Here is a 17,489-nt window from a genome sequence, read left to right as displayed (position 1 = left end):
CGCCTCTAACTGTAAAAGCTTTGTGCTAGCGAGCCGACAAGTAGCTGCCAACCGTCTACCAACACAAACAGCATCAGCTTAAACGGCAACGCGATTGTGGCTGGCGGTACCATCATCATCCCGAGCGCCATCAGTACGCTGGCGATCACCAGGTCGATAATCAGAAACGGAATAAAAATGGTAAAACCTATCTGGAATGCTGTTTTCAACTCACTGGTGACATAAGCGGGTAGCAAAATTCGCATCGGCACGGCTTCTGGTCCCTGTAATGGACCGCTGTTTGCTAAGCGCGCGAAGAGGGCCAGATCGGCTTCACGGGTCTGGCGCAACATAAACTCACGCAGCGGCTGGGCACCTTTCTCCATAGCTTCCTGCATGGAGATCTTCTCTTCGCTGAACGGTTGATATGCGTCGACGTAGATTTTATCGATCACCGGCGACATGATGAAAAAGGTCAAAAAGAGCGCCAGGCCCAGTAGCACCTGGTTAGGTGGTGCAGAGGGGGTACCCAGTGCATTTCGCAGGAGACCGAAAACAATGATGATGCGGGTGAAGCTGGTCATCATCAGCAAAATTGCAGGCAGGAACGTCAGCGAGGTGATGAACACCAGTGTCTGCACGGGCAAAGACCAGCTTTGTCCGCCGCCCGGCAATGGCTGACTAACCAGACCCGGGAGTTGGGCGAGGGCAACGGGACTGAAAAGCCACAAGCCTGCCAGCGTGAGGGATAGCAAACGGCGCATCAGGATCTCCCAGGACGCTTAAGCAAACTCTTCATCATGGCCTGGAAATCCGCAGGGGAGGCCGTTTTTTCTTCTGCATCGGCAGGTGCCGGGGGCAGGGTGTGCAGGACGTTAATCTGCGAGGCTGTGACACCCAGTACCAGACGGGCATCTTCGACCTCGACAATCACCACGCGCTCACGTGGACCCAATGAGGTGCTGGCCGTGACTTTCAGCCCGCGTGTACCGGTACTTTTTGGGGCAAACCCCAGACGTTTAATGACCCAGGCCACCGCCAGGATCAAGATGATGATCCCGAGCAGCGCGCCGCTTACCTGCACCAGCGGTGAGCCGGGAACGGCGGCGGGTTGAGAAACGGTAGCCTGGGTATTCATGATTAACGGCTCAGACGGCGCATACGTTCAGATGGGGTGATAATGTCAGTGATACGCACACCGTATTTATCCGCGACCACGACGACTTCGCCCTGGGCAATCAGATAACCGTTGATCAGGATATCCAGCGGTTCGCCTGCCAGACCATCCAGTGCGACAACCGACCCCTGCGTCAGGCGCAGCAGCTCTTTGATGGTCATGCGGGTACGGCCCAGTTCGACGGTCAGTTTGACCGGAATGTCCATGATTAGGTCGATGTCCTGCAAAGCACCGCTGACGTCGCCGCCACCTAACTGCTGGAATACCGCATCGGCCGCACTTTTGGTGGGCGTGGTTTTTTGCTCGTTTAACGCGTCAGCCCACAGATCGTCCAATGCGCCAGTGTTCTCATCGGACGGATTATTCATATCACTCATTTGGGCTGTTCCTCATTCAGCGAATTCAAAATCGGGTTTATCAGATGTTCTACGCGTAACGCATACTGACCGTTTACGGTGCCATACTGGCTGGTCAGCACAGGCACGCCGTCCACATGAGCAATAATGCGGTCGGGTTTTTCAATCGGCAGTACATCGCCGGGTTTCAGTTTTAAAATCTGGGATAGCCGCAGCGGAATGTCGGCAAAGTTTGCCACCAGCTCCAGCTCAGAATGCTGAACCTGACGCACCAGATTATTGCGCCAGTTCTGATCTTCATTACGCGAGTTTTCCAGCGGCGGATTCACCAGCAGCTCACGCAACGGCTCAATCATGCTGAATGGCAGACAGATGTTAAATTCACCGGTCAGGTTGCCAATTTCAACGTGGAACGGGGTGTTCACCACAATGTCGTTCGGGGAGGTGGTGATATTGGTAAATTTCACCTGCATCTCGGAACGGACGTATTCCACTTCCAGCGGATTGATGGCCTTCCACGCGTCGCTGTAGCTTTCCAGCGCCAGCTTCAGCATGCGGTTGATAACGCGCTGTTCCGTGTGCGTAAATTCGCGGCCTTCCACTTTCGTCGGGAAACGACCGTCACCACCGAACAGGTTGTCTACGGCGATAAATACCAGACTTGGTGAGAACACTACCAGACCCGTACCGCGCAGCGGCTTCAGGTGGATTAAGTTCAGGTTGGTCGGAACCGGCAAGTTGCGCGCAAATTCGTGGTAAGGCTGGATACGGATCGCCCCCACGGTAATATCCGGACTACGGCGCAACAGGTTAAATAACCCCATACGGAACTGGCGCGCGAAGCGTTCGTTAATGATCTCCAACGCCTGTAAACGCTCACGTACCACGCGACGTTGAGTGTTGGGATCATAAGGACGAATATCGCTTTCTTTTGCGATACCTGAAATGGGTTCGTCTTTGGTTTCGCTATCGCCGTTCAGCAATGCGTCGATTTCTGCCTGAGAAAGAATACTGTCGCCCATGTCTTTACCGCAGAATAAAAGCTGTATAAAGAACGTCGGTGACAACCTGTTTCGGTTGCCCAACAACAAGCGGAGTCGCCAGCGTCTCTTTGATGGCGGTAATCAGCTGTTGCTTACCTTCCTCGGTGGCGAGTGTGGCCGCATTCTGACGAGAAAATAGCAGCAGCAAGCGGCTGCGCACTTCCGGCAGATATTCGTTAAGACGTGAACGTGTCGCCTCATCTTTCATGCGCAGTGTGATACCGATATACAGCACACGGTCTGCATCACCCAGATTGACGGTAAAGGTATCCAGCGCAAAGAACACCGGGGCTGGCGGTGGAGCCGGTTCCGCTTTGACGCTGGCGGAAGGCTGCTGCTGCATGCGCCAGTAGCTATAACCTGCAGTTGCGCAGGCGGCGAGGGTAATTAATACCAGCAGAGGGATCCAAATAGCGCGTTTACTTTTTTTGTTAATCGCGGAGTCAGTCATCAGATACGGGCTTCCTGTTTCGGTACAGCTTATGGGCTGATTATCCCGTGTCCTGTCCACGACAAAGCGTGGAAAAGACGCGGATAATCATGCTACCTCTGGCGTTAGGCGAAGATGTCTACTGCGCCATCGCCGCGGGCAGCGGCTTGCAGCGAGGCTGGGGTTGCCAGTATTGCGTCATCTTCAGCGGCAAAAATGTCTTGTCCTTGAGCGCGACCAGACTGCTGTTGCTGTCCGGAAGACTGCTGATGGCCAGCGAAGCTTTCACTGCTGATGTTGCTTTGCCCCAGTTGGATCCCGCTTTCAGCCAACTGTGTACGCAGCATCGGTAATGCGGCTTCCAGTGCGGCGCGCACGTGACTGTGCGGTGAAACCATTTGTAACTGCGCGAGGTTATCGTCCAGCTTGAGCGAAATATGTACCTGACCCAGGTCCTGCGGATGCAGACGCAGCTCTGCGCTTTGCTGGCCCTGGCGCGTGAACAAGGTGACGTGCTGGCTCAGCGATTGCTGCCATTCATGGCTACCTAACGGAGCGCTTAACACCGGCGCGGCCGTCGGTAACGGTTGTGCGTGTGTTTGTGGACCACTTAGCGGGGCCGCAGTCATGCCAATGCTGGTCGGTGACGGGGTGCTGTCGATTTCAGCTCTGGCGTTCGCTGCCGCCGTCAGCGGGGTTAATGCCGGGTTGTTTGCCTGATTAGCACCACCGCCAGCAATCGTGACATCCGCTTTGCCTTTTTTGGCATCACCAGGCAGTAATTCGTCTGCATTATCAGTTGCCGCGCCGTGTACCGCGCCTCGTGACAATGCGGAAAGCGCCGCATCAACAGGGGCTGGTGCGCTATCGACGGCAGGCGTAGCCAGTGGTTGTCCTGGCAGCATGGCGAACAACGCGCTCAGGTTGGCGAGATCGTCATCACTCAGCGCAGTGTTTTTTTCGTCCTGCTGCGCGACTTTGCCCAGTGTCGTCAGGGCATTCGCTTTTAGTGAAGGCGTGAGAGCGGACAACAGTTGCTGAGCGTCAGTCATGTCGGCAAGAGAAGTCTCGGTTTGCAGCTCCTGTTGCGCCAGCAGATCGGTTAATTTGACCGACTGTGTGGCATCGCCATTTTTTTGCAGCAACCCTTTTTGCAGCTTACTGCTGGCCGCCTGTAAGTCGGCAAGCGACAGCGGGGCGTCTTTACCTTGTGCGTCGCCCGCACTTAATGCGCCAGCCAGTAGCGCTAAAAAATCCTCGGGTGAATCTACCGCTTTGCCTGACTGAAGACCTGCGGCTACATCGGTGTCGGTGGTAATCAGTTGGGGTAAAGTAATCATTCGGGTTTCCTCATAGCTGCGCGCTGAGCAAATTCATCCATTTTTTTCTGATCCAGGCGGTTTTCGGCCAGTAACGCCGCCGAGGTTTGTCTGTCCTGCAACGTCTGCCACGCCTGTAATCGTTGTTTTTTGTCGCGCCAACTGTTCAATGCCTGGTCTACTTTCTGTGTCCATTGATTGAGCTGTTGGCGATGTTGCTCAATCGCTTTTTCCAACGTCTGAATAAATTGTTGGTAATTGATCCAGCGATTGCTGGTAATACCCTGGCCCATGTCGTTGTTCAGATTGTTGCGATACTCATGCTGATAATCGATCAGCATTTTCAACTGTTCTTCCGCCTGCTGACAGCCACGACGCATCTCTCCCAATAAGACAGCAGCGTCATCTACCTCTTTTTCAGCCAGGTCTTTCAATGTTGCTAATGCACCATGTTGTGCCATGACCTATGCTCTCCTGCTTAATCACACACCAGGGAAAATCAGTTCCAAAGCTTGTAGAGAATCTTCCCAGTCAGCCCGTTCAAAAATACCTTGCTGTAAGAATGCTTCCAGCTGCGGCCATAAGGCGATGGCTTTATCCAGCATCGGATCGCTGCCTTTGGCATACGCCCCCACGCTGACCAGATCACGGTTACGCTGGAAGCTGGACAGCAACTGTTTAAAGTTACGCACCCGTGCATAGTGTTTTTCACTAATGAGCGCGGTCATGGCGCGGCTGATCGAGGCTTCAATATCGATGGCCGGATAGTGACCCGCCTCGGCCAGATGACGAGACAGCACAATGTGACCGTCCAGAATCGCGCGCGCGGAATCGGCAATCGGGTCCTGTTGGTCGTCACCCTCGGTCAGTACCGTATAAAACGCGGTGACTGAACCGCCGCCGTGGATACCGTTACCGGCCCGTTCGACCAGCGCCGGTAACTTAGCGAATACTGAGGGTGGATAACCTTTGGTTGCCGGTGGCTCGCCGATCGCCAGGGCTATCTCACGTTGTGCCATCGCGTAGCGGGTGAGGGAGTCCATAATCAGCAATACATGCTGTCCGCGATCGCGAAAATCTTCGGCGATGCGCGTGGCGTAGGCCGCGCCTTGCATACGTAACAGCGGCGAGACGTCCGCCGGAGCGGCAATCACTACCGAGCGTGCGCGACCGTCAGCACCGAGAATATTTTCAATAAAATCTTTAACTTCGCGACCACGCTCGCCAATCAGACCCACGACGATAACATCGGCCTGGGTATAGCGCGCCATCATGCCGAGCAGGACGCTTTTACCGACGCCGGAACCGGCGAAAAGCCCCATACGCTGGCCGCGGCCAACGGTTAACAACGCGTTGATGGGGCGTACGCCGGTATCCAGGACGTGTTCAATTGCGGTCCGTTGCAGCGGGTTAAACGGCGGCGTAATCAATGCGCCGGTTTCGGTGGTATCCGGGGCGGGCAGTCCGTCGAGCGGTTTGCCGCTACCGTCCAGCACACGACCCAGCAGAGCTGGGCCAAGCGGTAATTGCTTCCCGCTTTGCAGACCTTCTCCGGCAATGTTCTTCGCGTATACGCGTGCGCCGGGCAGAACGCCTTCGACCTCTTCGAGCGGCATCAAAAACAGACGTTGACCGTTAAAGCCCACGACTTCGCTTTCGACCTCCTGGGTTTCGTTGCCGTCCTGGCGTTCAATGACGCAGGTGGCACCGAGCGGCAGCTGTAATCCTGTGGCCTCCAGCACCAGCCCGGTTGCGCGGGTCAGGCGACCATAACGACGCACCGCAGGCAGCAGTGACATTTTCTCTTCGAAGTTGTCCAGCGTATTGAGCCAGCGAGTCAGGCGAGTGGTCATTACACGACTCCTGGCGCTGCCAGACGGCAGAGTTCTTGCCAGCGCGTGGCGACGCTGGCATCCAGATCGCCTTCATCAGCTGAGACTTTACAACCGCCGTGATGCAGCGTGGGATCGCCGCGTAGCCGCCAGCCGTGCAGGCTGAGAGTGGCACCGAGCATCTCCTCCACACGCTGGAGATCGTCCGGATGTACGCGCAGCTGCGGTTTACCGCTAAACAGCGGTTCCTGTTGCAATAACTGTTGGATTTGCTTAATCAGCGCCGCGTTATCCACGATTGGCGTCTGACCAATCACCTGACGCGCAGCTTCCAGCGCCATTTGCATCAGTCGCGAGGCAATGACGCTATCCAGCGCGTCCAGCGTATTCTGAAACTCACTCACCAGCTGCTGCATGCGGGCATGGATCGGCGCATGCTGTGCTCGCGCCTGGTTCTGGCCTTGCTCCAGCCCCTGGCTCAGACCTTCCTGATAGCCTTGTTCGTGACCTTTTTGTCGACCTTCCGCCAGCCCCGCGTTATACCCTTGCTCATGGGCCTGCATTTGCAGCTGTGCGAGCTGCTGTTCAAGCTGTTGCTCTGCGGAAAGCTGTGGCTCTTCAGCTTCTTCTGACAGCGGCGTTTCGCTGTGGTCGGCCAGTACGAACTCCGCCATCGGTGGGGCGAGGTCGTCCGGAGTCCAGACTTTCCACGGCAGTTCGTTAGACATAGGTATCCTCGCCGCTGCCTATCACCATCTCGCCGGTTTCCGCCAGACGACGCACAATAAGCAGAATGGCTTTCTGTTCGTTTTCCACTTGCGACAAACGCACCGGGCCGCGGTTGGCAAGGTCGTCGCGCAGAATATCGGCAGCACGTTGCGACATGTTGCGCAGGAACTTCTCGCGTAGCGGCTGTTCGGCACCTTTCAGGGCAATCAGCAGTGATTCGGAATCCACTTCCTGCAACAGGCGCTGGATACTGCGATCGTCGACGTCCACCAGGTTTTCGAACAGGAACATCTCGTCGATAATTTTCTGTGCCAGCTCGCCGTCGAATTCGCGTACGGCGGTAATAACCGCTTCTTCCTGCTGGGTTTTCATCAGGTTGATAATTTCTGCTGCCGTTCTCACGCCGCCCATTTTGCTGCGCTTGAGGTTCTGACCATCGAGTAGACCGTTCAGTACCTCGGTCAGTTCTGCCAGCGCGGCAGGCTGCACACCGCCGAAGGTGGCGATACGCAGCATCACGTCGTGACGTAAACGCTCGTCGAACAGCGCCAGAATATCGGCGGCCTGGCCCCGTTTGAGGTGTACCAGAATGGTGGCGATAATCTGTGGATGCTCGTCGCGGATAAGGTCGGCGGCGCTTTGTGGCTCCATAAAGTTGAGCGTTTCAATGCCGCTGGTGGTATCGCGGGTTTCCAGAATATCTTCCAGCAGGCTGGAGGCGCGTTCCTCGCCCAGCGCTTTCACCAGCACGGAGCGCAGATATTCGTTGGCGTTGATATTCAGCGCGGCAAATTGTTCTGCTTCTTGCTCAAACTCGGCCAGTACTTCCGTCAACTGTTTGTTGGAGATCTGGCGTACGTTCGCCATCGCTGTACTGAGCGCCTGAACTTCGCGCGTGGAAAGGTGTTTAAACACCTCAGCCGCGCGATCTTCGCCAATGGTCATCAGCAAGATGACGCTTTTATCGGTACCGGTAAGGGCATTACTCATGATCGTTACTCATCCACTGGCGAATGACCAGCGCCACGACGCGCGGATCGTTATCTGACATTTCACGAATACGCTGGCTCATCACTTCTGCACCCAGACGTTGATTCGTACGACGCTGCTGGGTTTGTTCGTCTTTGCTGAGGCGAACTTCTACCGCTTCTTCGGTTTCCTGACGGATACGCGTTTGTTCTTGTACCGCTTTGGCTTCTTCGCTGCGGCGAACCAACTGCGGGCGAACAGCCTTACGCCACAGGATCCAGGCAACAAGCAGCACCAGCAACCAACGGCCAGCGGTCATCAACTGTTCAATAAAGACCTGCTGTTTCCAGAACGGCAGTTCGCCAATGGAATCGTCGGTCGCCGTGAAGGGTGAATTCACCACGTTCAGGGTATCGCCACGCTTGTCGGAGAAGCCCATCGCTTCGCGGGTCAGGTCCTCAATCTGTTTCATCTGATCGGCGGTTAACGGCAGCGGTTTACCGTCCGGCAACGTTTTATAGTTGACCACCACTGCAACCGAGAGACGCTGTACATCGCCGACGTTCATTTTGGTGTGGCGAATGGTACGGTCGACTTCATAGTTGCTGGTTTCATTACGCTGCGTACTGCGTGGACCAGCATTATTGTTGTTATTTGCCGTTTGCGTGGTTTGCGCATTTTGCTGATTAGCCGGAGGGGTGGCGATTGGCGCGGTATTAGCCGGTGCTGGTTGATTAGACAATGCGCCCGGTACGCCGCCTGGCGCTCCGCTCCCGATCTGCTCGCTGACGTTTAACTGGCGTGAACGCAGCACGGCCTGGGAATCATCACCGTTTGGACGGTACTGTTCTTCGGTTTGCTCTTTATTAGCAAAATCCAGTTGCGCGGTGACCTGCGCATGTACGTTACCGTTGCCGACAATCGGCGACAGGATCGATTCGATACGACGTTGAACGCGCCCTTCGACATCGCTCGCGTATTTCAACTGCGCATCGTTAAGATCGCGGCTGCTGGTGTTCGACTGAGTTAACAGATGACCCGCCTGGTCGACCAGCGTAACGTTGCCCGGCGGCAAGCCTGCAACAGCGCTGGAAACCAGATGCGTGACCGCACTGATTTGACCTTCATCCAGTGCGCGGCCAGGTTCAAGGTTAACGGTCACGGAGGCTGAAGGCGCTTTTTGCTCACGCACAAACAGCGACGGTTTTGGCATTGCCAGATGCACGCGGGCGCGTTTTACCGGTCCCAGAGTTTCAATGGTACGGGCTAATTCACCTTCCAGCGCACGCTGGTAGTTGACCTGCTCGCTAAACTGGCTAATACCAAACTTTTCCTGATCCAGCAGCTCAAAGCCAACGGCGCCGCCCTTCGGCAGACCTTGTTGTGCCAGACGTAACCGCAATTCGTGAACTTTATCGGCAGGAACTTCTATAGCACCGCTTCCCTCAGTAAAACGATAGGGAACGTTCATCTGCGTCAGTTGGGTGACAATCGCGCCACCATCCTGATCGGATAGGTTGCTGAACAGTGTGCGGTAGTCAGGTGTTTTGGCCCACAGGACCATCGCCACGATGATAGCGACGGCAGCGGCTCCCGCCACAATCAGAGGAATTCTGGGATTCGCGCGCAGGCGGTTTAACCACTCGAGAGGTTTAAGCTGGGTTGCAGTCGATGCTGTCGCACTCATCTCGCACCTCGTGGCTTATCGTGGACGGCGTTTTTTGCAAAGTGGAACAAGACTCACTCCCGGGTCAGCAAACTCGAAAAATTGACGGTCTCATTATTTGCGGTTTCGAATTTTTCTATGCGTTAAAAACCGTGGTTTTTTATCGTTATTTAACGCCTTTATCTTATTGACTAACTGGTAATCTCAGCTAAGTAAAAAATCATCCAGGGGATCAGAATGTCGGCAATACAGGGGATTGAAGGGGTCATCAGCCAGTTACAGGCCACGGCGATGTCAGCAAAAATGCAGGATATGCAGCCACAACCGACCGTGAGTTTTGCCGGTCAGCTGCATGCGGCGTTAGACCGAATCAGCGATGTGCAAACCGCGTCCCGTACGCAGGCTGAGAAATTTACCCTCGGTGAGCCGGGTATTGCGTTAAATGATGTGATGACCGATATGCAAAAAGCGTCGGTCTCGATGCAGATGGGTATTCAGGTACGTAACAAACTGGTGTCGGCCTACCAGGAAGTGATGTCGATGCAGGTGTAGGTTTAACGTGCAGAGATTGTTTGCCGGATAAGCGCAGCGGCCATCCGGCAACCAGTTACTTCTGAATCAAATAGCGGATCGTTGGGCCATCCTGCTGAATATCCAGCACCGTATAGCCGTGATTACGCGCATCCAGTGGAATATTGTTGATTGACTGCGGGCAATCGCTCACCACTTCCAGAATTTCACCTTTCTTCAATTGCGGCATCGCTTCCAGCGTGGCGACAGCCGGGTATGGACACGGTTCGCCGACCATATCGAGGCGATAATCAGGCACGATATTTTTCATACAGACTCCTTGGCAGGCGTCAGTCCTGCGCGACGGAAGAAGCGTTTTTCCCAGCCGATAATGAGCATCAGCGCGGCAAACAACAGCAGATAGGTTACCAGCAGACCACCGAGCGGACCGAAGGTGTTGAGCAAATTCACTTTGTCCCAGTTGGTGGCAAGCGCGGGAGCAAAATCATCCCAGTAGTAGGCCAGAATGGTCGAGCCAATAACGTTGCCCAGACCAACCCACCAGTAATGCACCTGGCCTTCAACGGCGCGATACATCCAGCCGGTTTCGCATCCGCCCGCTAAAACGATGCCAAAGCCGAACAGCAAGCCGCCGATCACCGCATTTGGACCCGCCCACATGATTTTAGGTTCGACGCCCAGTTGTACGTAGCTAAAGATACCGATGGCGCTGACCGCCATCCCGAAGATGATTGCTTTTGCCATATGGGTGCGACCAGAAATCCACAGGTCGCGGAAGGCGGAGGTGAAGCAGATTTGCGCCCGTTCAATCAGCAGACCGAACCCAACGCCAAATAGCATCGCCAGACCGAGCTTGGGTTTATCCATCGCGGTGAGCAGCGCCCAGCCGATCATGCCGATAAACACCAGCATGCCAAGGCGGAAACGGCGACGGGCCTGATCCGGCTTTTGCGTCAACGGCGAAGCGGCGGAGACTTTCTGCATTTTGACCGGAATACGAAACATCGGCAGCAGGGTAAAGCGTGCGCCAAACCATGAGCCGATTGCCGTTGCCAGCGCGAAAAACCAGGCATGTAGCGAGAACTGTGGAATGCCGGTGAAGAATGCGGCCAGGTTGCAGCCCATCGCGAGCCGGGCGCCGAATCCGGCGATCATCCCGCCGACTATCGCCTGCATAATGCGCACCCGACTGCGCGGCATGCGTAACTTGACGTTGTTAGCCCACAGTGCGGCAGCAAAACAGCCACCGAACATACCGAGGATCATCATGCCGTCAATGCGGGTCAGGGGCGAGCCTTCGAGATGAATCAGCTTGTAGTATCCCCACTCTTCGGCGTGCACGCCAAACAGTTGCAGGATTTGCCCACCCCAACGGGTGAATTCACCGGTAACGGCCCAAAAGGTTCCCGTAATGCCGAAATAATAAGTGGAGAGAATACCCGCTGCGATGACCGCAGGGGCGGGGGCCCAAAATTTAATTAACCAGGCCTGTTTGAAGTGTTGCCATGACATGCGTTGCGCCTCTGAACTCAGAAGGTATGTAACAAGAAGTGTGGATACTACACCGTTCAGAATTTTTGACTATGAGTAATAAGAGGTAATACCGTCTGGATCAATCTTTCTCAACGCTGCCGAAAGGCTGGCGACATCAGGCCTTTAATGCCACAATCCCATTTTCTTCGCATGCAGGATGAATGATGAAAAAATTAGCAATCGTTGGTGTATTTCTGGCGCTTACCGGATGCGCCGAAGTAGAAAATTATAACGACGTGGTGAAAACGCCAGCGCCAGCCGGTCTGGAAGGATACTGGCAGTCAAAAGGTCCGCAACGCAGTCTGGTAAGCCCGGAAGCGATTGCCAGCCTGGTGATAACGAAAGAGGGCGATACGCTGGATTGTCGCCAGTGGCAGCGGGTGATCGCGCTGCCGGGGAAACTGACGATGCTCTCTGGCGATCTCACCAACGTGACGGTGAAACGCGAGCTGTATGAGATCGAGCGCGAAGGCAATACGCTGGAATATGACGGTATGACGCTGCAACGGGTCGATCGCCCAACGCAGGAGTGCGCTGACGCGTTAAAGAAAACGCCGCTGGCTACGCCACTGCCATAAGCCGTACGCCCCGGTAGCCTCTGGCCACCGGGGTTGAACTTTACAACACGTCCTCAATCACCCACACGCTGACGCTCCCGCCGTTACAGAAAAACGTTGCTTCACCGTTTTCATCGGTGACCACGCTTTCCTCGCGATTTCCCAGATAGTCACGCCAGGTTTTATTGCCGTAATTGGCGCCGAGATTGATGGTCTTTTCTCCGTCATCGCCGTTAGACAATACCACCACACATCCGGGATCGTCGTCCGTTCCGCTGCGGCTAAAAGCGATACAGTTAGGATGATCGAAAAAGAGCGTCTGTACCCCGTGTGCGAAGCGCTGGCGAGCGAGGATCAGTTCATCAAGCTGTTCAATGATCGGCATGTCGATAGGATAGGTTTCGCCATCGCCGCCGGTGTCTTCGTAATGCGCTCCGTAGAGGTCAGGGTAAAACACCGACGGTACGCCATTTTCACGCAACAGAATCAACGCATAGGCCAGCGGCTTAAACCACGGCTCGACGGGGGCTTCGAGTGCCTGTAAAGGTTGGGTGTCGTGATTGGCCACCAGCGTGACGGCATGAAACGGATCTGCTTCTACCAGGGTATCGGTGAAAATCTGGCTCATGTCATAATCGCGGCCCTGACGGGACGCTTCGTGAAACTTCATCTGTAGGGGGGCGTCGAACAGCATGGTTTTCCCCTCTACCTGGTTGATGTAGGTTTGCAGCTTATCGACTTCGTGGGACCAGTATTCCGCGACGATAAACAGCGGTTTTGGCGCCACCTCCTGCACGTGCTCAATCCACTCTTTATAAAACCAGGCCGGAATGTGCTTGACGGCATCCAGGCGAAAGCCGTCGCAATGGGTTTGATCCATCACCCAGCGTGCCCAGTATTTGAGTTCCTCGGTGACGGCGTGATTACGAAAATCGATATTTTCGCCCATCAGGTAGTCAAAGTTGCCGAGTTCGTCATCGACCTGATCGTTCCAGCCTTCCCCGGTGTAGTCGTTAACGATTTTAAAAATGCCGTCTTCGGTTGGGTTCTCGATATGGTCAATGCCGCTGAAGCATTTGAAGTCCCAAATGAATTGCGAGTACTGGCCTGCGCGGGCAGGGAAGGTGTAGCGCGTCCAGCCTTCGCATTCGATAATCTCATCGTCTATTTGTGTGCGATCCTCGGCGTTAACCCGCTGGACGCGAATACTCTCTTTCTCATCCGCGCCCATTTTGTGGTTAACCACTACGTCCAGCAGTACAGCAATATCATTGTGCTTAAGCGCGTCTATCGCCGCCAGCAGCTGGTTTTTATCGCCGTATTTGGTGGCGACGGTTCCCTTTTGGTCGAATTCGCCCAGATCAAACAGATCGTAGGAGTCGTAGCCAACGGAATAACCGCCGGACGCGCCTTTATAGGCGGGGGGCAGCCATACCATATTGATGCCGATGTCATTGAGTCCACCTGCGCGTTCGGCAAGTTCGGGCCAGAGTTGGCCGCCATCAGGGTAATACCAGTGGAAGTACTGCAATAATGTGGGATTTTTCATCTTCCGTGCTCCAGAAGTCGTTTGGCCGACCTCTGGAGTATGGAAGATAATTCAGACGAGACGGGAAATTATTGTGGGGCAGTGGGGGCGTCGGGTACCAGCAGCATGCCGGAAAGACGGCCATAGGCGTTATTCAACGTTTTCTGGCGCGTTGACTGACCGATGAGATTGCTGAGCTCATCCAGGCGTTGCTGCAACAACGTTTTGAGTAACTGTTCGTTATCCAGCGTCTGTTTAATGTACCCGGCGACTAAGTCCTGAATACTTCGCGTAATGCCTGGTGGAGTTTGCTCTTCCATGACCACTTCAATACTTTGCAGATAGGTAACTTCCTGTTCCAGTAAAAGGTCCCATTCACCTCGCTGCGCCAGTTCCAGCAGTGAGTGACTGAGCAACGCGATGCGCTGCCAACGGTTGATAAACTCCACGGCTGAGGTCATTAACGAGACTCCTGGGACGACGCTTTCGGTGAGATCTGTTTCCAGGCATCTGCAATGTTGCCGAGTAATTCTTCGACTTCTTCAATGGCCTGACAATCATTACGCAAGTTAGCTTGCAGTAAACGGCGGATCATATAGTCATACAGCGAGGACAGGTTAGTGGCGATTTCACCGCCATTCTCCTGATCCAGGCCTGCTTTCAGACCATTGTCGATAATGTTAATGGCTTTGCTTAAGGCCTCGCCTTTGGCGACGATATCACCCTGCTGCATAAACAGGCGAGCGCGCACCAGGGCGCTGTTCGCGCCATCAAACAACATTTCGATCAGCTGGTGTGGACTGGCGCTCATCACGCCACTCTCTATGCCGACCTGTGCATAGGCTTTGGTACCGCTCGCGGTATACATACTTACCTCGTGTTATCAGGATTTATTCATCGCTGTAAATTGCTGGCCCAGATAGGTACTGGTGTTATTCAGTTTGCTCATCATGCTATCAAGCTGGGTAAACTGCGCCGTATAGCGCGCAACCATGTCATCAATGCTGGCGCTCACAGACAGGTACTGTTTGGTCAGCTTTTTCAACGTGGCATTAATGCTGTCCTGCGCGCTGTCAATAATACCGTCATCAGCCAGGTAGCTTTTAACTTCAACTGCAATCTTGGTAGTAATACCGGTTTCTTTACCATCGCCAGCCAGCAGTTCACGTACCGAAGCGGTGTTTTCGTCCAGCGCTTTTTTCAGTTTGGTATCATCGATGGTCATCTTGCCGGTTTTGCCATCTTGTTTAATGCCGATTTCATTCAGGGTCTTAAAGGCGCCTTCGCTACCAGAGTTAGCAAACTGCGCACGGATACCAGTCTGGATCATACGTACTACGCTATCACCCACCAAGGCACCGTTGTCTTTGTCCTGTCCTTCAGCACCTTGATCAACGGCTTTATATTTGGTCAGCGTATTAAAGGTATCGATCAGTGAGTTATAGGCATCCACCCAGCCTTTAATCGCTTCCGTGGCTTTGTCATTGCTTTTGGTCACGGTCACTCGGGCGTCGGTGACTTTTTTGGTCAGCTCAAGCGTAACACCTTGCGGGGCATCGGTGACTTTGTTGCTTTGACGTTCAATATCGATACCGTTCATCGTGAGCTTGGAGTTTTGGGCCTGAACCAACTCGGTCATTTTCCCAGCACCGGTCTTACTGTCGTAGGCCAGCAGATCGTTCAGCTTACTGTCGCCGTCAACGGAGATGGTCATCTTGCTGTCCAGACCTTCGGCTGCGGTGAGTACCAGTTTGAACTCACCGTCTTTCACCTTCACGATACTGGCGGAGATACCGCTGTCGGTATCGTTAATTGCCTTGCTGATATCATCCAGCGTGGTCTTATCTTGCGAGAGTTTAATCTCCAGCGGCTCTTTCCGACCCGTCTGTTCAATTTTAATAGTACGAGTACCAGAACCATCACCCAGGGCCTCTTTGCTGGAAGTAACCGATGAGGTGCTCAGAGACTGTGCCTGGGCCAGCTGCGTGACGCTGATGGTATAAATACCCGGTGCCGCGCCGGCTTCGGTGGTAACTTTCAGATCTTCGGTACTGCTGGTCACATTACTGCTTCTGAACAGTTCTGGTTTATTTAACGCAGTATTGGCCGTCTGGAATTTTTCCAGCGCACTCTTAAGCGTACCGTAGGCCGTCAGGCGGGCGGTATTGTCGGTTTGTTGCTGAGTGATTGGGTTTAAACGTTTTTTTTCCGCGATAGTCAGGTTGTTTAGCAACGTATCCAGTGGTAAGCCTGAGCCTACGCCCAATGATGTAAATGAAGCCATGCCCGATTCCTTGTGATTGCAAACAATTGTTAAGCGGGTTATCGGCAATCTGCGCGCAAAGTTTAATGATAGTTTTGTAATAATAATGCGCAGAATAGTGGGGCATATTGCGGGTAATTCTGGGGCTAAGAAAAAAGAGGGCGGAAAGTAAAAAATTTCTAAAGTTCGAATTTAAGGTGCCGATACATGGGTTACGGTGAGAAACCGTGGGCAACAGCCCAATAACATCAAGTTGTAATTGATAAGGAAAAGATCATGGCACAAGTCATCAATACGAACAGCCTGTCGCTGTTGACCCAGAACAACCTGAACAAATCTCAGTCTTCCCTGAGCTCCGCTATCGAGCGTCTGTCTTCCGGTCTGCGTATCAACAGCGCGAAAGATGATGCGGCTGGTCAGGCGATCGCTAACCGTTTCACTTCTAACATCAAAGGCCTGACTCAGGCTTCCCGTAACGCCAACGATGGTATCTCCATCGCGCAGACCACTGAAGGTGCGCTGAACGAAATCAACAACAATCTGCAGCGCGTTCGTGAATTGGCTGTTCAGTCTCAGAATGGAACAAACTCAGATTCTGATGTTCAATCTATTCAAGAGGAAATTCAACAACGTTTAGCTGAAATTGACCGGGTCTCAGGTCAAACTCAATTTAACGGTGTTAAGGTATTAACCTCAGACTCAAAACTTAGCATCCAAGTTGGCGCTAACGATGGAGAGAAGATTGATATCGATTTGAAGAAAATAGACACAGGAACTCTCGGTTTAGCAAACTTCTCTGTTGATTCAAAATTTGATGCAACAAGTGCTAAAGATGTTGCTGCTGGTGCTGATATCGTTCTGTCCTCCAAGACTGTTAAAGCAGAAATCCAGATTGATAGTGAAACTACTACTCCAAAAGCGGCAAACGGTTTGTATGCTCTGAAGGACGGTAGTGGATATGTAGTAAAAGATGAAGACGGTGTATATCATGCTGCTACTAAAAATGCTGATGGCAAGGTTACCTGGAATTCAACTACGGCCGCAACAACAGCAACTGATGTTGATGAAACGACTAAAATTACAGAGTTCAAGGAAGTAGATAAAAAGGTTGCCGCTGATATATCCGGACTTGCTACTAACCAAAAATTGCAATCTTACAAAAAAGATAATGGCGATCTTGGATATGTGGTTAAAAATGCTGATGGTTCTTTTAATCGCGCTAATGTCGATTCTAAAACGGGTGTTGTGTCTGTAGGAACTAAAATTTCCACAAGTCCTGATGTCTTAGCTACTATCGATAATGCTTTGAAGATTGTTGACTCCCAACGTAGCTCATTAGGTGCAATCCAGAACCGTTTCGATTCAGCTATTACCAACCTGGGTAACACCGTCAACAACCTGTCTTCTGCACGTAGCCGTATCGAAGATTCCGACTACGCGACCGAAGTGTCTAACATGTCTCGTGCTCAGATCCTGCAACAGGCGGGTACTTCTGTTCTGGCACAGGCTAACCAGACCACGCAGAACGTTCTGTCTCTGCTGCGTTAATTTACGCTTATCGCGCAAACCCCGCTCCG

The 17,489-nt window shown here is 53.4% G+C and carries 20 protein-coding genes; 3 read left to right on the top strand and 17 right to left on the bottom strand.

All coding sequences use genetic code 11. The features are described from left to right. Positions 1-5 precede the first annotated feature (5 nt). The 11 genes from fliP to fliF form a co-directional block, all read right to left on the bottom strand. Positions 6-743, bottom strand: coding sequence for a flagellar type III secretion system pore protein FliP (gene fliP, locus WN16_RS17855; protein ID WP_003030427.1), 738 nt, complete (start codon positions 741-743; stop codon positions 6-8). Continuing rightward, positions 743-1,120, bottom strand: a complete 378-nt coding sequence (gene fliO, locus WN16_RS17850; protein ID WP_088169021.1) for a flagellar biosynthetic protein FliO — start codon at positions 1,118-1,120, stop codon at positions 743-745. Before fliO ends, fliP begins: the two co-directional genes overlap by 1 nt. Then, positions 1,120-1,533 (bottom strand): flagellar motor switch protein FliN, encoded by a 414-nt coding sequence (gene fliN, locus WN16_RS17845; RefSeq protein ID WP_003030433.1) that lies wholly within the window; start codon positions 1,531-1,533, stop codon positions 1,120-1,122. The genes fliO and fliN overlap by 1 nt, the downstream gene beginning before the upstream one ends. After that, positions 1,530-2,534, bottom strand: a complete 1,005-nt coding sequence (fliM, locus tag WN16_RS17840; protein WP_003030434.1) for a flagellar motor switch protein FliM — start codon at positions 2,532-2,534, stop codon at positions 1,530-1,532. Before fliM ends, fliN begins: the two co-directional genes overlap by 4 nt. Before the next feature lie 4 nt (positions 2,535-2,538). Then, the gene (fliL, locus tag WN16_RS17835; protein ID WP_003030435.1) at positions 2,539-3,006 is read right to left on the bottom strand and encodes a flagellar basal body-associated protein FliL; all 468 of its coding nucleotides are present in this window, start codon (positions 3,004-3,006) and stop codon (positions 2,539-2,541) included. 104 nt (positions 3,007-3,110) lie between these two features. After that, entirely contained in the window at positions 3,111-4,325 is a 1,215-nt protein-coding gene (gene fliK / locus WN16_RS17830; protein ID WP_044701527.1) for a flagellar hook length control protein FliK, read from the bottom strand. Beyond that, the gene (fliJ, locus tag WN16_RS17825) at positions 4,322-4,765 is read right to left on the bottom strand and encodes a flagellar export protein FliJ (protein ID WP_003030438.1); all 444 of its coding nucleotides are present in this window, start codon (positions 4,763-4,765) and stop codon (positions 4,322-4,324) included. The genes fliK and fliJ overlap by 4 nt, the downstream gene beginning before the upstream one ends. A 21-nt stretch (positions 4,766-4,786) precedes the next feature. Then, a complete protein-coding gene (gene fliI, locus WN16_RS17820) occupies positions 4,787-6,157 on the bottom strand; it encodes a flagellar protein export ATPase FliI (protein WP_003030440.1) in 1,371 nt (456 codons plus the stop codon). Further along, positions 6,157-6,864 (bottom strand): flagellar assembly protein FliH, encoded by a 708-nt coding sequence (fliH, locus tag WN16_RS17815; RefSeq protein ID WP_003030441.1) that lies wholly within the window; start codon positions 6,862-6,864, stop codon positions 6,157-6,159. The genes fliI and fliH overlap by 1 nt, the downstream gene beginning before the upstream one ends. Beyond that, positions 6,857-7,855, bottom strand: coding sequence for a flagellar motor switch protein FliG (gene fliG / locus WN16_RS17810; RefSeq protein ID WP_003030443.1), 999 nt, complete (start codon positions 7,853-7,855; stop codon positions 6,857-6,859). The genes fliH and fliG overlap by 8 nt, the downstream gene beginning before the upstream one ends. Then, positions 7,848-9,521 (bottom strand): flagellar basal-body MS-ring/collar protein FliF, encoded by a 1,674-nt coding sequence (fliF, locus tag WN16_RS17805; RefSeq protein WP_003839087.1) that lies wholly within the window; start codon positions 9,519-9,521, stop codon positions 7,848-7,850. The genes fliG and fliF overlap by 8 nt, the downstream gene beginning before the upstream one ends. Positions 9,522-9,737: 216 nt before the next feature. Between fliF and fliE the strand changes: the two genes are divergently transcribed. Then, entirely contained in the window at positions 9,738-10,052 is a 315-nt protein-coding gene (gene fliE, locus WN16_RS17800; RefSeq protein WP_003030448.1) for a flagellar hook-basal body complex protein FliE, read from the top strand. A gap of 55 nt (positions 10,053-10,107) precedes the next feature. On the opposite strand, the gene yedF is transcribed toward fliE, so the two are convergent. Together yedF and yedE are read right to left on the bottom strand one after the other, a co-directional pair. Next, on the bottom strand, positions 10,108-10,341 hold the full coding sequence (yedF, locus tag WN16_RS17795; protein ID WP_000790504.1) for a sulfurtransferase-like selenium metabolism protein YedF: 234 nt from the start codon (positions 10,339-10,341) through the stop codon (positions 10,108-10,110). Next, positions 10,338-11,543: a selenium metabolism membrane protein YedE/FdhT gene (gene yedE / locus WN16_RS17790; protein ID WP_003839093.1), complete on the bottom strand. Its 1,206-nt coding sequence runs from the start codon at positions 11,541-11,543 to the stop codon at positions 10,338-10,340. Before yedE ends, yedF begins: the two co-directional genes overlap by 4 nt. Positions 11,544-11,728: 185 nt before the next feature. Here yedE and yedD point away from each other — a divergent pair, with 185 nt between their 5' ends. Further along, the gene (gene yedD, locus WN16_RS17785; RefSeq protein ID WP_003030454.1) at positions 11,729-12,142 is read left to right on the top strand and encodes a lipoprotein YedD; all 414 of its coding nucleotides are present in this window, start codon (positions 11,729-11,731) and stop codon (positions 12,140-12,142) included. 40 nt (positions 12,143-12,182) lie between these two features. On the opposite strand, the gene amyA is transcribed toward yedD, so the two are convergent. From amyA to fliD, 4 genes are all read right to left on the bottom strand, one after another. Then, positions 12,183-13,670, bottom strand: coding sequence for an alpha-amylase (gene amyA / locus WN16_RS17780; RefSeq protein ID WP_044701521.1), 1,488 nt, complete (start codon positions 13,668-13,670; stop codon positions 12,183-12,185). Positions 13,671-13,738: 68 nt separating this feature from the next. Next, the gene (fliT, locus tag WN16_RS17775; protein WP_003030458.1) at positions 13,739-14,110 is read right to left on the bottom strand and encodes a flagella biosynthesis regulatory protein FliT; all 372 of its coding nucleotides are present in this window, start codon (positions 14,108-14,110) and stop codon (positions 13,739-13,741) included. Beyond that, on the bottom strand, positions 14,110-14,517 hold the full coding sequence (fliS, locus tag WN16_RS17770) for a flagellar export chaperone FliS (protein ID WP_016150550.1): 408 nt from the start codon (positions 14,515-14,517) through the stop codon (positions 14,110-14,112). The genes fliT and fliS overlap by 1 nt, the downstream gene beginning before the upstream one ends. Before the next feature lie 15 nt (positions 14,518-14,532). After that, on the bottom strand, positions 14,533-15,933 hold the full coding sequence (gene fliD, locus WN16_RS17765; protein ID WP_016150549.1) for a flagellar filament capping protein FliD: 1,401 nt from the start codon (positions 15,931-15,933) through the stop codon (positions 14,533-14,535). A 255-nt stretch (positions 15,934-16,188) separates the two neighbouring features. Between fliD and WN16_RS17760 the strand changes: the two genes are divergently transcribed. Continuing rightward, positions 16,189-17,460: a flagellin FliC gene (locus tag WN16_RS17760; protein WP_044701519.1), complete on the top strand. Its 1,272-nt coding sequence runs from the start codon at positions 16,189-16,191 to the stop codon at positions 17,458-17,460. The last annotated feature ends 29 nt before the right edge of the window (positions 17,461-17,489 follow it).

It is taken from the genome of Citrobacter sp. ABFQG, assembly GCF_004322975.1.
Taxonomy (GTDB): Bacteria; Pseudomonadota; Gammaproteobacteria; order Enterobacterales; family Enterobacteriaceae; genus Citrobacter; species Citrobacter freundii.
The sequence above is the reverse complement of the archived record's forward strand: the minus strand, read 5'-3'. Positions and strand labels throughout refer to the sequence as shown.